Here is a 16,673-nt window from a genome sequence, read left to right on the forward strand (position 1 = left end):
AAGAGCATTTTTTAAAAATCTAATATAAATATTTTGATTGATCTTTATTTGTATTCAAAAAAAAGGAATAGTATTAATTAATGATTCTAAAAAAAATAAAAAAATATTTAATATCTAACATGCATATCGATTTTATTAAAATTTATAATAATAGCTATTTTCATCATCATTCCAAAACAGATCTCACGCATATAAAAATAATTATTGTTAGTAATGATTTTATAAATCAAAATTTACTTGATAGACATCGTTTAATTTTTTCCAAACTATTTAAAATAAAAAAATATATTCAGTAACATTAAATACTTATACTGTAAATGAATGGCAAAATAAAAAATGTCAAATCAATAATAATCCTAAATGTTTTAAAAAATGATATTTTATTTTTTTCTAAATACAATATATTTCTTATAAAAAATGACATTTTAAAAAATTAATAAACTTTAAAATATAGAAATATAAAATAAATAATAAAATTAATTGTTTGAGGTAAGAAAATGAAATTTGTTATGGAAAAAAATCAAGATGAAAGCCATCGCGTTACAATTAATATTCTAAAAGAAACAATTAATAATTCTCTTCAAAAAGAATTTATAAAACTTAGTAAAACTAAAATTATTAATGGATTTAGAAAAGGTAAAATTCCTATTACATTTATACAAAAAAAATATGGTGATGTTGTTTATTATGATATATTTAAACAACTAATGCAAAAATTTTTTTATGAATTTTTAAATAAAGAAAAAATAAAAATTATTGGCTCTCCACAATATTATATCCATAACAATAAAAACGAAAAAAAAGAATATGTTCAATACTCTGTTATATATGAAATTTATCCAACATTTCAAATAAAAAATATTAATAATATTACAGTAAATAAAATCAATGTTCAGATTACAGATGAAGAAATTCAAAACAATATTGAAAAATATAAATATAAAAATTTTTTTTGGAAAAAAATTAATAAACCTATTAAATCTAATAATCGTGTAACTATTGATTATGAAGTTTATAATAATATTCACTTAATCACTAAATTTAATAAAAAAAATTATACATTTATTGTATCTGACACTACATTAATTCCTCAATTAAAATATAAAATTATTAATCATGTTATAAACGATATTATTTTTTTTACAATAAAATTTCATGCATTATATCCAATACAAGAACTACAAAATCAAAATATCACATTTAAAATTAAAATTACTAAAATCGAAGAACAAGAAGAAATAGAAACTGATTCAAATACTATAAAAAACATTTATGAACAAAAATTAAATCAAAAACAATATAAAAATATAAAAAATAATATTTACGCACAAATACAGAAAATAACTGAGAAATATCTTGAAGATCAAATAATTGATCAAATAATTAAAAAAAATATTATTTTAATACCACCAATTTTATTTAAACAAAACAAAAAAAATTTACATAAAGAATATGTAAAACAATATCACGAAAAAAATAGTAATATATTAGAAAAGAAATATCATTATAATTTTGATATAAAAGTTAAAAAGCAATTATGTATGCAAATTATATTAGATACTATCCTATCGAATGAAAAAATATTTGTAGACGAAAAAAATTTAACATCTTTAATTAATAAAATATCTTTAAATTATAAAAAACCAACAGAAATTATTAATTTATATAATAAAAATGAAACTTTTAAAAATACTATAAAAAACATAGAATTAAAAAATCAAGCTATAAAATTCTTAAAAAATAACGTTAATATAGTTGAAAAATATTGGACTTTTAATGATTTTATAAATTATGAATGGGAAACTTATAATGAGTTTGCTACATAAATTTTATACTTATATATATTGAATTCAGTATACTAAAATTTTACATATTTATAAAAATTCTTTAACAAAAATGATATTCATTTTTTACAGGAACAAAAATGTTATATAGTAAAAATGCACAACATTTATTCGGAACATTCGTTCCAATGGTTATAGAAGAACATTCTAGAGGAGAACGCTCATATGATATTTATTCAAGATTATTAAAAGAAAGAATAATTTTTATAACAGGTCCTATTGAAGATAATATGGCAAATAATATTGTAGCTCAAATATTATTTTTAGAATCTGAACAACCAGATAAAGATATATTTTTATATATAAATTCTCCAGGAGGTATTATCACGGCAGGAATGTCAATTTATGACACGATGCAATTTGTAAAATCAGATATTAGTACTATTTGCATAGGTCAAGCATGTTCAATGGCAGCTTTATTATTAACATCTGGAAAAAAAGGAAAAAGATTTTGTTTACCTAATTCAAAAGTAATGATTCATCAGCCATTAGGTGGATATAAAGGACAAGCATCAGATATTGCTATTCATGCACGAGAAATTATGGATATGAAGAAAAAACTAAACAAATTAATGTCTTTTCACACAGGACAATCTATAAAAAAAATTAATAAAGATACAGAACGAGATTGTTTTTTATCAGCACATGAAGCAATTCAATATGGATTAACTGATGCAGTTTTAACACAACGTTGAAAAATGAATATATTATACTTTTTAATAAAAAATTTAGTTAAAATATAGAATCTATTTACTCAAGTAATATGACTAGATATCAAAAGAGGTTAATCATGACAGATAAGAGTAAAGAAAATTCTACAATACTGCTTTATTGTTCTTTTTGTGGTAAAAATCAAAAAGAAGTGCAAAAATTAATAGCTGGTCCTAAAGTTTATATATGTGATGAATGTATTCGATTATGCAATAATATTATTCATCAAGAAACTCCAAAACAAAAAACAAAAAGTATTACAAATAAAATTCATGACTTACCAAAACCACATGAAATAAAAGCATACTTAGATAATTATGTAATTGGACAAGATTATACAAAAAAAGTTTTATCTGTGGCTGTTTATAATCATTATAAACGTTTGAGCAATTTTGATAAAAATATAGATTTAGTTGAATTAGGAAAAAGTAATATATTATTAATAGGACCAACAGGTAGTGGAAAAACATTATTAGCACAAACATTAGCTAAATTTTTGGATGTACCATTTGCAATTGCAGATGCTACAACTTTAACAGAAGCTGGATATGTAGGCGAAGATGTTGAAAATGTTATTCAAAAATTGTTACAAAAATGTCAATATGATGTAAAAAAAGCAGAATTAGGCATTATTTATATTGATGAAATAGATAAAATAGCAAAAAAATCTAATAATCCATCTATTACTAGAGATGTATCTGGGGAAGGAGTACAACAAGCTTTATTAAAATTAATTGAAGGCACATTAGCATCTATCCCTCCTCAAGGAGGACGTAAACATCCACAACAAGAATTTTTACAAATTAATACTTCTAATATATTATTTATATGTGCTGGTGCATTTTTAGATTTATCTAAAATTGTTTCTAAAAGGCTTGATAACAAAACGGAAATAGGTTTTCACGCTGATGTTAAAAAAACACAAAAAAATATATCAGAAGATATTTTATTAAAAAAAGTAGAACCTGAAGACTTAATAAAATTTGGATTAATTCCTGAGTTTATTGGTCGTTTGCCAATTATAGCAATATTAAATCAATTAACTGAAGATGTTTTAACACAAATATTATATAAACCGAAAAATGCTTTAATTAAACAATATCAAATTTTATTTCAATTAGAAAAAGTAAAATTAGAATTTAATAAAGAATGTATGAAATCTATTGCAAAAAAAGCAATAAACAAAAAAACAGGCGCTAGAGGACTCCGGTCTATTATTGAGAATGTCTTATTAAATATTATGTACGAATTACCATCTATGAATCATGTAAAAAAAGTTTTAATTAATGAATCTGTTATTAATTCCAATTCATCACCCAAAATAATATATGAAAAAAACAAATCCAAAAAAGCATCGGGTGAATAAAATATATTCGATGATCTTATAAAAATAAAAGCTATGACTTTTATTTTATCAAACGCTTAACATAAAACACGTCAAGCAACGATTCCGATATACTTGACTGATTATAGGTTTAAATACTGAATATTTTATTATTATATATTGCAGTTTTTAAAAATAAATAGCGGAAAATTCAACTAAAGAGAGAGCTCTATGAATTCTGAGCGTTCTGAACGTATTACAATTCCTGTCTTACCATTAAGAGATGTAGTAATATATCCTCATATGGTAATTCCATTATTCGTAGGTCGTAAAACATCAATTCAATGTATTGAAAATTCTATGAATAATGATAAAAAAATTATGTTAATTGCACAAAAAGAAGCATCTAAAGAAAAACCTACAAAAAACGATTTATTTAATATCGGTACTATTAGTGCAATTTTACAAATGTTAAAATTACCAGATGGTACAGTTAAAGTATTAATAGAAGGGCTGCAACGTGCATCTATAAAAAACTTAACAAATAATGGACAATATTTTATTGCAGAAGTTGAATTAATTCAGCCTCCTAAAATATTAGAAAAAGAACAAAAAGTATTAATTCGAACGACAATTAATCAATTTGAATCTTATATTAAACTTAATAAAAAAATTCCATTAGAAATATTAAATACTCTTAATAATATCACAAATTCAGAAAAACTAGCAGATACTATTGCTGCTCATATGCCATTAAAATTAAATGATAAACAATCAGTATTAGAAATATGTAATATAAATGAAAGATTAGAATTTTTAATGGCTATTATGGAATCTGAAATAGATTTACTTTTAGTAGAAAAAAAAATTAGAAATCGCGTCAAAAAACAAATGGAAAAAAGTCAAAGAGAATATTATCTCAATGAACAAATAAAAGCAATTCAAAAAGAACTTGGAGATATGGATGAAATTCCAGATGAAAATCAAATACTAAAACGAAAAATTACAGCGTCAAAAATGCCTAAAGAAGCTAAAGAAAAAACTGAATCAGAATTACAAAAATTAAAAATGATGTCCCCTATGTCAGCAGAGGCAACAGTAGTACGAAGCTATATTGATTGGATGATACAAGTTCCCTGGCACGCTAGAACTAAAATAAAAAAAGATATTCAACAAGCTAAAAAAATTTTAGATATAGACCATTTTGGTCTAGAAAAAGTAAAAGAAAGAATTTTAGAATACTTAGCAGTACAAAGCCGAAAAAATAAAATAAAAGGTCCTATACTATGTTTAATTGGTCCTCCTGGTGTAGGAAAAACATCATTAGGAAAATCTATTGCAAGATCTACAGGAAGAAAATATGTACGTATGGCTTTGGGGGGGATAAGAGACGAAGCGGAAATTAGAGGTCATAGACGTACATATATAGGTTCTATGCCTGGTAAATTAATTCAAAAAATAGCAAAATCAAAAGTAAAAAATCCTTTATTTTTATTAGATGAAATTGACAAAATGTCTTGTGATATAAGAGTAGATCCAGCTTCTGCTTTATTAGAAGTATTAGATCCAGAACAAAATACAACTTTTAATGATCATTATTTAGAAGTTGATTATGATCTCTCGGATGTGATGTTTGTAGCTACATCTAATTCTATGAACATACCTGCACCATTACTTGATCGTATGGAAATAATACGACTGTCTGGTTATACTGAAAATGAAAAATTAAATATAGCAAAAAAATATCTATATCCAAAACAAATAGAAAGAAATGGACTAAAAAAAGATGAATTAAAGATAACGGATTGCGCAATAATTAGTATTATTCAAAATTATACTCGTGAAGCTGGAGTTCGTAATTTAGAACGTGAAATTTCTAAAATATGTCGAAAAGTAGTAAAAAATTTACTTTTAGATAAATCTTTAACAAAAATTGAAGTAAAAAATCAAAATTTAAAAAAATTTTTAGGCATCAAACGTTTTAACTATGGAAAAAGTAATTGCAAAAATCAAATTGGTCAAGTAATTGGTTTGGCTTGGACAGAAGTAGGTGGTGAATTACTTACTATTGAAACCGCATGTATACCAGGAAAAGGAAAACTAACTTATACAGGTTCTTTAGGAAAAGTTATGCAAGAATCAATTCAAGCAGCATTAACTGTAGTACGTTCTGAATCTTGTCAGTTAGGAATTCAAAAAAATTTTTATGAAAAATATGATATTCATGTACATGTACCTGAAGGCGCAACTCCAAAAGATGGACCTAGCGCTGGTATAGCAATGTGTACAGCTATAGTTTCATCATTAAAAAAAAATCCTGTTAAATCAGATATCGCAATGACAGGAGAAATAACCTTAAGAGGACAAGTATTACCTATTGGAGGATTAAAAGAAAAGCTATTAGCAGCACATCGTGGCGGGATTAAAACAGTATTAATACCATATGAAAATAAACGAGATTTAGAAGAAATACCTAAAAATATTATTAAAGGATTAAAAATACATCCAATAAAAAATATTATAGAAGTTCTAAACTTAGCATTTGAAAATACACCTTATATTTTAAGAGAGAAAAAATAATATTATAATAGCAAAATCAAAATCTTGGCTGACAAAATTTGTCAGCCTTTATAAATAGAATATAAGAATATTTTTTCTTTAAAAGAATATTTAAAATATATAGGATTATAGCATATTATGAAAAAACATTCGCAATCACGCTTCACTCATATAATAGGAAAATGTATTTTAGGAATTATCATTTTATCTTTAATATTAAGTACTATAAATGGTTATATTCATCAAAATTCTGAAAAATATATAGCTGTAGTAAATGGTGAAAAAATTAATCTTAGTACCTTTCAAAAAATGTATTTTATTGAACAAGAAAAACAAAAAAAAATATTAGGAAAAAAATTCTTTAAAATACATAATAATGTACAATTTATACAACAAACATATAATTATGTTATTTCACAGTTAGTTAATAACGTTCTTTTAGAACAATACGCAAAAAAAATGCAATTACAAGTCAATGACTCTGAAATTAAAAAAATAATATTTAATTCTTCTTTATTTCAAAAAAATAAAAAATTTAATAAAGAACAATATTTAAATTATCTTACATCTATAAATTTAACTAATCGTGAGTATATTGATATAATTAAAAAAAAAATTAATACAGAAAATTTAGTCAATGCTATATATAATAGTAATTTTATTTTAAACTATGAAAAAAACAACATTATTAAATTGTTATCTCAAAAAAGAATTATTAAAAAAGCTATTATTAAAACAGATTCTATAATTAATAAACAACACACAAATGATATAGAAGCACGAAAATATTTTTATCAAAACAGAAATAATTTTTATATTCCTGAAAAATTTAAAATTAATTTTATTCACTTAAATATTGATCGATTTAAAACTAGTTGTAATAATAAAGAAATTTATGAAACATATCTAAAAAATATTCAAAAATATTCAACAAAAGAAATAAGAAGATATAGTATTATTCAAACTAAAACTAAAAAACAAGCTTTATTAATATTATCTAAATTATCTAATGCACCAAAAGATTTTTCAAAAATTGCTCAAAAACACTCTATAGATCCAATTTCTTCTAAAAAAGGAGGTGATATTGGTTGGATATCAGAAGATATAACACCTAATGAAATAAAAAAAGCTAATTTACAAAGAAAAAATCAAATATCTAATATTATTACATTTAAAAATGAATTTTTAATTATTAAATTAAATGACATTAAAATTGCACAACCAAAAAAAATAGATGAAGTATCTGATATAATTAAAAAAAAAATTCAACACAAAAAATCATTAAATTTATATAATACTTTTATACATAACATATCTCATGTTGTAAAAAAACATCCAAATAATATCGAATCAATTATTAAAAAAAATAATTTTGTTATTGAAAAAACAAATTGGTTTAATAAAAATTCAGTTCCTAAAAATTTAAATAATTTTATTTTGAAAAAAATAATCTTTCATAAGAAATTATTGCAAAATCATCAAATTCCAAAAAAATATTTTCATTTAATTATTTTAAAAAAACATCAAGCTTTTTTAATTAAATTAGTAAATTTCAAGAATCAAGAAAAACAATCATTTCAAAACGTTCGAAAAAATATTATATATAAAATAAATCTTATAAAAGCTACAAAAGAATCTCAAAAAAAAGCAGAAAAAATTATGTTGCAATTGAAAAAAGGAAAAAATAATTTATTTAAAAAATCACATCTATATTTTTCTGATCCTGAAATTATATCTCGTTATGATCAAAATTCTATTACATCAATAATTTTTAATTTACCTCGACCAAAACAAGGAAAAAAAACATATACTTTATATCAAGATAAAAACAATAATTTTATAATTATATCATTAGAAAAAGTTTATAATACAACTTTTTCTCCAGAAGAAAATAATATGATTATTAAATATATAGAACAAAATAACAATCAAATAATTTTTAATTCTATTCTTAAAGACCTACGTGAAAAATCAGTAATTACATACAATAAGATAGAATTTGATAAATTACTTTAATAGTTATTTAATATAAATAAAAATTTATCTATTATTAATAGTATATTTTAAAATTTATAATAATTATATTTTTATAAAAATAATACAAAATAAATTTTTATGTTCATTATAATTAATATCTTAATAATTTTTATAAAAGTATTAATTTGAATTAATTTAACTTATCTAAATTCAAATGAAAATTTATATATATATTAATTATAAAATTATTAAGTATCTTACATGAATATTAATTATTTATATCTTTTAAAAGATAAAACAATTTAACACATAATATTAAAGTAAGAAATATATGAAAAGATTAAATATCATAAATATAAAAAATATAAATTTAAAAAAATATTTCAATATATATTCATTTGATATTTTAAAAATAAGCATGATATTTTTTAGAAAAATTAAAAATATTTTTTAAATATTTTTTTTAAAAAATAATGATTACTTGTATGTTAAAAAATAAATTTATAATATTTAACTTAGGATTTTTTTGTGAAATTGTTCAACCAATTAAGATGGTTTTTTAAACGTGAATGGAAAAGATATTTAGGAGCAATTATATTATTGATAATAATTGCTATTTTACAATTATTACCACCTAAAATAGTAGGTGTATTAATAGATTTAATTATTAAAAATGATATTCATGGTATGCAAATATTTTCATGGATTTTTATTATTCTCTTAGTGGCGATAACTATATATATATTACGTTATTTATGGAGAATATTATTATTTGGAGCTTCTTATAAATTAGCTATAGAACTACGCGTAAAATTTTATTCATATCTTAGCCAACAAAGCCAAATATTTTTTTTAAAAAATAGAACTGGAGACTTAATAGCTAGAGCAACAAATGATGTAGATCGTGTAGTTTTTGCAGCAGGTGAAGGTGTTTTAACACTTGTAGACTCATTAGTTATGGGTTGCTCTGTTTTAATAGTTATGAGTACTCAGATTAGTTTTCTACTTACGATAATTTCACTATTACCTATGCCAATTATGGCGATATTTATTAAAAAATATGGTCAAGAACTACACAACAAATTTCGTAGTGCGCAGACCGCTTTTTCTTTATTAAATAATCAAACACAAGAAATACTAACTAGTATTCGCATGATTCGAGCCTTTGGATTAGAAAAAAATCAATTAAATAAATTTAACACAATTGTTAGAGAAGCTGGAAACAAAAATATGGAAGTAGCTAAAATTGATGCTTGTTTTGATCCAGTTATTTATTTATCAGTAGCTTTTTCTAATTTATTAGCCATTATTAGTGGAGGATCATTAGTTTGGAAGAATCAAATCACTATCGGACAACTAACTAGTTTTATTATGTACTTAGGATTAATGATTTGGCCTATGTTAGCTTTGGCATGGATGTTTAATATCGTTGAAAGAGGTAGTGCTGCATGGGAAAGAATTTACTCAATTATTAACAAAGAATTGTATATCAAAGATGGAAATAAAACCATTCCACTATATCCTGGTATATTAAATATTAATATTTATAAATTTTATTATCCAAAAAATAACATTCCATCTTTAAAAAATATAAAAATCATTCTTAAACCAGGAAATATATTAGGTATTTGTGGTCCAACAGGATCTGGAAAAACTACAATATTAAAACTAATTCAAAGACAATTTAATTTTATTAATAAACAAGATATTACGTATCATTCTTTATCATTATTAGAATTAAAAATTAATGATTGGAGAAAACGTATCGCAGTAGTAAATCAAACTTCTTTTTTATTTTCAGACAGCATAGCTTATAATATTTCTTTAGGAAAACCTAATGCATCACAAAAAGATATTGAACAAGCAGCAAAATTATCAGATATACATAAAGATATTATTGATTTACCAAATAAATATGATACCCAAGTAGGAGAAAGAGGTGTTATGTTATCTGGTGGACAAAAACAACGTATTTGTATAGCACGTGCTGTATTATTAAATGCAGAAATATTAATACTTGATGATGCTCTTTCTGCTGTTGATGCACAAACTGCAAATAATATTTTAAATAATATTATAAAATGGAAAAAACAAGAACATTCATTAATTATTGCAACACATCGTTTATCTACATTAATAGATGCAAATGAAATCGTAGTAATTAAAAATGGTATAATTATACAAAGAGGAAATCATTTAAAATTAGTACAAGAAGAAAATTGGTATAAATCTATGTATAATTATCAAAAATTAGAAAAAAAACTTAAGGATAACTAAAAAATAGGTGAAAAATATTTATAATATATCACGTTTTATTGAATTTTGGCCGATTTTAAAACGTTTGCTCATATATGTGCATCCTTATAAAAAACAATTAATACTAGCATGTTTTTTACTTTTAGGTGGATCAATATCAGAAGTTTTAGGACCAATCTTAATTAGTTATTTTATTGATAATATTTTAGCAAAGCATCAATTATATTTTCTAACAATATTGGTGATAATAATATGTTTTATTATATTGCAAATATTATCAGTGTTTTTAAATTATTTTCAAAGTATTTTATTTAATAAAATTGCAGTAAAAATTATCAATAAACTACGAAATGATGTGATGTATGCAGCTTTAAGACAGCCAATTAGTATATTTGATTCGCAACCTATTGGACAAATGATTTCTAAAGTCACTAGCGATACTGAAACAATAAAAGAACTATATGATACAGTAGCACCTACAATATTTCGCAGTACAATATTAATTATTGTTATATTATGTGCTATGTTTTCTCTTGAATGGCATATGGCAATTATAGCTTTATGTATTTTACCTATTTTGATTACTATCATGTTGTTTTATCAATACTATAGTACACCTATTTTAAGAAAAGTAAGATATTACTTATCAGACATTAATAATAAATTTAATGAAACAATAAATGGCATAAATGTTATTCAACAATTTCGTCAAGAAAAACATTTTAAAGAAAAAATAAAACACAGTAGCTATTTACATTATATATCACGTATGAAAATACTAAGATTAGATGGTTTTTTACTCAGACCATTATTAAGTTTTATATCTGCTCTTATTTTATGTAATTTTATATTATTATTTAGTTTATTTCCTGAAAAAACATTTGAAGTAGGTATATTATATGCATTTATTACTTATCTTGGCAGACTAAATGAACCGCTGATTGCTATTACTATTCAGCAATCAGTATTTCAGCAATCTATTGTTGCAGGAGAAAGAATTTTTTTATTAATAGATTCGCCACAGCAGAAATATGGAAAAAATACAACGTCATTAAAAAGTGGGAAAATAACAATTAAAAACGTGAGTTTTAGCTATAAAAATTCTAAAAAAAACACACTTAATAATATTAATATTGATATTCCATCGAAAAGTTTTATTGCATTTGTAGGAGATACTGGAAGCGGAAAAAGTACTTTAGCGAATTTACTAATGGGATATTATCCTATAAAACATGGAAGAATATTTTTAGATAATACATCCATTGATTTAATTAGCCGCAGCGTTTTAAGAAAAAATATATTAATGGTACAACAAGATCCTATAGTTTTGTCTGATACTGTTTTTGCTAATATTGCATTAGGAAGAAAAATATCAGAAAAAAAAATATGGAATATATTAAATACTGTTTATCTTTCCTCTTTAGTAAAATCTATGTCTCAAGGAATTTATACTGTATTAGGAGAAGAAGGTAATAATTTATCTGTGGGTCAAAAACAATTATTAGCTATTGCTAGAGTTTTAGTTGAATATCCTAAAATACTTATATTAGATGAAGCTACTGCTAATATTGATTCTGAAACAGAACAGCTCATTCAAAAAACACTCTTATCAATACGGAAAAATTGCACTTTCATTGTAATTGCTCATAGATTATCAACTATAACGGATGCAGATTTAATTGTTGTTCTAAAAAAAGGAAAAATTGTTGAATCTGGAACACATAAAACATTATTAAGTAATCAAGATGTTTATTGGAAAATGTATATGTGCCAAATATCAAAATTTTAAAAGTTTCTGTTAGCTTAATCAGAACACCTGTATCTATTGATGCGGCTGCTTTCTTCCGAATCTGACCAAGTTTTCAATATGACAGTGTTTGGAGCTAACAGAAAACTATTTAAATATAATAAGTTTTTTACTTTTATTCAAGTATATTTTTTATTGTATAGATCAATTAGGTAAGTTACAACTAATATTTATAATATTAATAAAATATTTTTAAACAATTAAATAAAAAACTTCTATAAAATATATAAGAATACTTTCATAATATAATAAATATTGATAGCATAATATTCTTTTTATTAAAATGATAAAAAATATATGAATTATCAAATATTAGCACAAAAATGGCGTCCACAATCTTTTCAAGATATCATTGGTCAAAAAAATATTGTTACTGCTATATCTAATGGATTATCTCTTGGACGTATTCATCATGCATGGTTATTTTCTGGTACACGAGGTGTTGGAAAAACTACTATTGCTCGTTTACTAGCTAAAAGTTTAAACTGTGAAAAAGGTATTACATCAAATCCTTGTAGAAAATGCCTGATTTGTCAAGAAATCGAAAAAGGATTATGTTTAGATGTAATCGAAATTGATGGAGCTTCTCGTACTAAAGTAGAAGATATGCGAGATATATTAGATAATATTTCTTATGCACCAAATAAAAGTCGTTTTAAAATATATTTAATTGATGAAGTACACATGCTATCTCGCCATAGTTTTAATGCATTACTTAAAACACTTGAAGAACCTCCTAAACATGTGAAATTTATTTTAGCTACTACAGATATAGAAAGAATCCCTAAAACAATTATTTCGCGTTGTTTATATTTTCAACTACAGATTATATCTGAAGAAAAAATTTTTAATTTTCTAAAAATTATATTATTAAAAGAATCTATTAAAACTGATATATATTCTTTAAAAAAAATATCTTATCACGCTAAAGGCAGTATAAGAGATGCATTAAATTTGTTAGAATATGCTATTAATATAGGAAATGGTCATATTACAATAAATACAACAAGAGAAATGTTAGGTATACCATTAGAAAAATATTCTTTTTTATTAACTAGATCAGTATTAAAAATTAATGCAAAAAAAACAATGTTTTTATTAAATAGAATGCATAATATAGGAGTAGAATGGGAAGAGATTTTAATTGAAATACTACGTTTTTTACATCGTATTTCTATAACACAATATTTTTCATCACAATATAAACAATCTATTCAAGATATTTATCAAAATCATATTAATATAATAGCTAATAATATAACAAAAAAAAATATACAATTATGCTATCAAATATTATTAAATGGAAGAAAAGAATTACAATTTGCTCCTAGTAGAAGAATAGGTGTTGAAATGACTTTACTGCGTGCAATTAATACAATGAAAATACATTAAAACAAATTGAATTCAGACATGTTTACAATGATTATTCTAATATAAACATATAAAAATTTTAAAAAATATAAATAATGTATTATATATAATCTTTAAATAAATATTATAATAAAAATATGAATAAATTACTTATGAATATAGAATATAATGATTTTATACCCAATTCGTAAAAAATAAAAAATATTTAAAAACATTAAATTAATTAAAAAATAATAAAATTCATTATAAAAAATAAACTTAACTTATTTGCTCATAAAACAATAATTTTAAATATATATAATACAATCAGTATTAAAAAAATTCATTTTTAGTAAAAGATTTTATATTCAGAACTAAAAAATTCTTTAATATATAAATGTTTTAAAAATAATATTCATTCAATAATACTGAAAATACGTTCTTTCATATCATTAAAAGAGAATAAAATATGTTTACTAAAGGTGGTTTAGGTAATTTAATGAAACAAGCACAACAAATGCAAGAAAAAATGGCAAAGATACAAGAAGAAATAGCTAAAATGGAAGTTACAGGAGAAGCCGGTGCTGGATTAGTTAAAGTAACTATAAATGGAGCTCATAATTGTAGACGCGTAGAAGTAGATCCTAGTCTTCTTAAAGATGACAAAGATATGTTAGAAGATTTAGCAGCTGCTGCTTTTAATGATGCTACAAGAAGAATATCAGAAGTGCAAAAAAGAAAATGTCTGCTATATCTACAGGAATGCAATTACCTAATGGATTTAATATTCCTATTTAATTTGAAAAAAAATAGAAACTAAGCTCAATTAAAATAATTTTAAGATAATTAATATATTTTTTCTATTTTACATCTTTTAATCTATAAATATTTTTTGTTTTTTAATATTAATTATTGAAAATATAAAAAGAGATATTCTTATGCATAAACAAAAAAAAGAAATATATAATTTTCAATCAGAAGTTAAACAATTATTACATTTGATGATTCATTCATTATATTCTAACAAAGAGATATTTTTAAGAGAATTAGTTTCTAATGCATCAGATGCAATAGATAAATTAAGATTTGAATCTATTTCATCACCAAAATTATATGAAAATGATAATGATTTAAAAATTCAAATATCTGTTAATAAAGCACAAAAAACATTAATTATTAGTGATAATGGCATTGGAATGAGCAAAAAAGATGCTATTGAAAACCTTGGCACAATTGCTAAATCAGGGACTAAACTATTTTTAAAATCTTTAGAACAAAAAACAAATAAAAAAAATGAACTAATTGGAGAATTTGGAGTTGGTTTTTATTCATCTTTCATGGTATCAGATCAAGTTTCCATTAGAACTAGATTTGCCGGAACAACAGCTAATGAAGGAATATTATGGGAATCATCAGGAGAAGGAAAATATAATGTTACAAATATCACTAAAAAAACTAGAGGTACAGAAATTACATTATTCTTAAAAAAAGAAGAAGAAGAATTTTTAGAAACATGGCGTATTAAAAATATTATTAGTAAATATTCTGATCATATTACAGTTCCAATATACATGCAAAATTATGATGAAAAAAACAAAACATATTTTTGGGAACAAATTAACAAAGCTAAAGCATTATGGACTTTAAATAAATCTTCTATTACTGATGAAGAATATAAAGATTTTTATAAACATCTTACTAATGATCAAAAAGATCCGCTTATATGGAGTCATAATCATGTAGAAGGTAAACAAGAATATATTAGTTTATTATATATCCCCCAAAAAGCAGCTTGGGATATATGGAATAGAGATAATAAACATGGTTTAAAATTATATGTAAAACGCGTATATGTTATGGATAATTCTTATGAATTTCTTCCTAATTATTTACGTTTTATAAGAGGTTTATTAGATTCTAATGATTTACCTTTAAATGTATCACGTGAAATATTACAGAATAATGCTGTTACAGGACAATTAAGAAAAGCGTTAATTAAAAGATCTTTGAATATGCTAGATAAAATATCAAAAAATAATATTGAAAAATATCAAATATTCTGGAATGAATTTGGTCTAGTGTTAAAAGAAGGACCTGCCGAAGACCATGAAAATATAGATATAATTGCTAATTTATTACGTTTTACATCTATTAAAAATAATACTTCTGAACAAAATATGTCCTTACAAAAATATATATCTGATATGAATGAAAAACAGGAAAAAATATATTATATCACTGCAGATAGCTATTTAGCTGCAAAAAATAGTCCTCATTTAGAAATATTTAAAAAAAATAATATTGATGTTTTATTATTATCAGATCGTATTGATGAATGGATGATGAATTATCTCATTGAATTTCAAGGTAAAAAATTTCAATCTATCAGTAAAGAAGATTTGTCAATTAACAAATTTAATCAAGAAACAAAAATAAAAAATAATGAAATTTCAACAGAAATGATTGATTTTTTAAAAAAAGTCAAAAAATCACTGGGCGATCAAGTAAAAGATGTTAGATTTACTAATCGTTTAACAGAAACACCATGTGTGTTATTAAGTGATTCAACTGAAATGACTACACAAATGGCTAAACTTTTTTCTGCAGCAGGACAATCTGTTCCAGAATTAAAATATATTTTTGAAATTAATCCAAAACACTTATTGATAAAAAAAATATGTTTAATTCATGATGAAAATAAATTTAATGAATGGATTAAACTATTATTAGATCAAGCTTTATTATCTGAAAAAGGTCATTTAGATAATCCACATAAATTTATTGCTAGAATGAACAAATTGCTTTTAAAGTAATACATTAGTATGATTACTACTACTATGTAATA

Annotated in this window: 9 protein-coding genes, 1 other RNA gene and 2 pseudogenes; 11 read left to right on the forward strand and 1 reads right to left on the reverse strand. The window is 22.9% G+C overall.

Annotation, left to right across the window (positions count from 1 at the left end; translation table 11 throughout):
• The first annotated feature begins 80 nt into the window (after positions 1-80).
• The 8 genes and pseudogenes from BUAMB_RS02230 to BUAMB_RS02265 all read left to right on the forward strand — a co-directional run bounded on the left by BUAMB_RS02230 (position 81) and on the right by BUAMB_RS02265 (position 12,460).
• Positions 81-376, forward strand: a pseudogene (locus BUAMB_RS02230) (BolA family protein).
• A gap of 121 nt (positions 377-497) precedes the next feature.
• Positions 498-1,826 carry a trigger factor gene (gene tig, locus BUAMB_RS02235; protein ID WP_014500151.1) on the forward strand — a complete coding sequence of 443 codons (1,329 nt, stop codon included), beginning with the start codon at positions 498-500 and terminating at the stop codon, positions 1,824-1,826.
• 98 nt (positions 1,827-1,924) lie between these two features.
• A complete protein-coding gene (gene clpP, locus BUAMB_RS02240) occupies positions 1,925-2,539 on the forward strand; it encodes an ATP-dependent Clp endopeptidase proteolytic subunit ClpP (RefSeq protein WP_014500152.1) in 615 nt (204 codons plus the stop codon).
• 95 nt (positions 2,540-2,634) lie between these two features.
• Entirely contained in the window at positions 2,635-3,921 is a 1,287-nt protein-coding gene (clpX, locus tag BUAMB_RS02245) for an ATP-dependent Clp protease ATP-binding subunit ClpX (RefSeq protein ID WP_014500153.1), read from the forward strand.
• Positions 3,922-4,110: 189 nt separating this feature from the next.
• The gene (lon, locus tag BUAMB_RS02250; RefSeq protein ID WP_014500154.1) at positions 4,111-6,459 is read left to right on the forward strand and encodes an endopeptidase La; all 2,349 of its coding nucleotides are present in this window, start codon (positions 4,111-4,113) and stop codon (positions 6,457-6,459) included.
• Positions 6,460-6,576: 117 nt separating this feature from the next.
• Positions 6,577-8,454 carry a SurA N-terminal domain-containing protein gene (locus BUAMB_RS02255; protein WP_014500155.1) on the forward strand — a complete coding sequence of 626 codons (1,878 nt, stop codon included), beginning with the start codon at positions 6,577-6,579 and terminating at the stop codon, positions 8,452-8,454.
• A gap of 489 nt (positions 8,455-8,943) precedes the next feature.
• Entirely contained in the window at positions 8,944-10,692 is a 1,749-nt protein-coding gene (locus BUAMB_RS02260) for a SmdA family multidrug ABC transporter permease/ATP-binding protein (RefSeq protein ID WP_014500156.1), read from the forward strand.
• A 25-nt stretch (positions 10,693-10,717) separates the two neighbouring features.
• Positions 10,718-12,460 carry a SmdB family multidrug efflux ABC transporter permease/ATP-binding protein gene (locus tag BUAMB_RS02265; RefSeq protein ID WP_044035131.1) on the forward strand — a complete coding sequence of 581 codons (1,743 nt, stop codon included), beginning with the start codon at positions 10,718-10,720 and terminating at the stop codon, positions 12,458-12,460.
• Positions 12,461-12,464: 4 nt separating this feature from the next.
• On the opposite strand, the gene ffs is transcribed toward BUAMB_RS02265, so the two are convergent.
• An RNA gene (gene ffs / locus BUAMB_RS03025) (signal recognition particle sRNA small type) lies at positions 12,465-12,560 on the reverse strand.
• A 215-nt stretch (positions 12,561-12,775) separates the two neighbouring features.
• Between ffs and dnaX the strand changes: the two genes are divergently transcribed.
• From dnaX to htpG, 3 genes and pseudogenes are all read left to right on the forward strand, one after another.
• Positions 12,776-13,870: a DNA polymerase III subunit gamma/tau gene (gene dnaX, locus BUAMB_RS02270; protein ID WP_014500158.1), complete on the forward strand. Its 1,095-nt coding sequence runs from the start codon at positions 12,776-12,778 to the stop codon at positions 13,868-13,870.
• A gap of 427 nt (positions 13,871-14,297) precedes the next feature.
• Positions 14,298-14,626, forward strand: a pseudogene (locus tag BUAMB_RS02275) (YbaB/EbfC family nucleoid-associated protein).
• A 140-nt stretch (positions 14,627-14,766) separates the two neighbouring features.
• Positions 14,767-16,641: a molecular chaperone HtpG gene (gene htpG, locus BUAMB_RS02280; protein WP_014500160.1), complete on the forward strand. Its 1,875-nt coding sequence runs from the start codon at positions 14,767-14,769 to the stop codon at positions 16,639-16,641.
• Positions 16,642-16,673 lie beyond the last annotated feature (32 nt).

The sequence above is a fragment of the Buchnera aphidicola str. Ua (Uroleucon ambrosiae) genome (genome assembly GCF_000225465.1).
Classification (GTDB): domain Bacteria; phylum Pseudomonadota; class Gammaproteobacteria; order Enterobacterales; family Enterobacteriaceae; genus Buchnera; species Buchnera aphidicola_B.

Bases quoted from the DNA above. Each gene is read 5' to 3' on its own strand.
- dnaX (WP_014500158.1), top strand. From the start codon at position 12,776: ATGAATTATCAAATATTAGCACAAAAATGGCGTCCACAATCTTTTCAA.
- clpP (WP_014500152.1), top strand. From the start codon at position 1,925: ATGTTATATAGTAAAAATGCACAACATTTATTCGGAACATTCGTTCCA.
- htpG (WP_014500160.1), top strand. From the start codon at position 14,767: ATGCATAAACAAAAAAAAGAAATATATAATTTTCAATCAGAAGTTAAA.
- lon (WP_014500154.1), top strand. From the start codon at position 4,111: ATGAATTCTGAGCGTTCTGAACGTATTACAATTCCTGTCTTACCATTA.
- clpX (WP_014500153.1), top strand. From the start codon at position 2,635: ATGACAGATAAGAGTAAAGAAAATTCTACAATACTGCTTTATTGTTCT.
- BUAMB_RS02255 (WP_014500155.1), top strand. From the start codon at position 6,577: ATGAAAAAACATTCGCAATCACGCTTCACTCATATAATAGGAAAATGT.
- tig (WP_014500151.1), top strand. From the start codon at position 498: ATGAAATTTGTTATGGAAAAAAATCAAGATGAAAGCCATCGCGTTACA.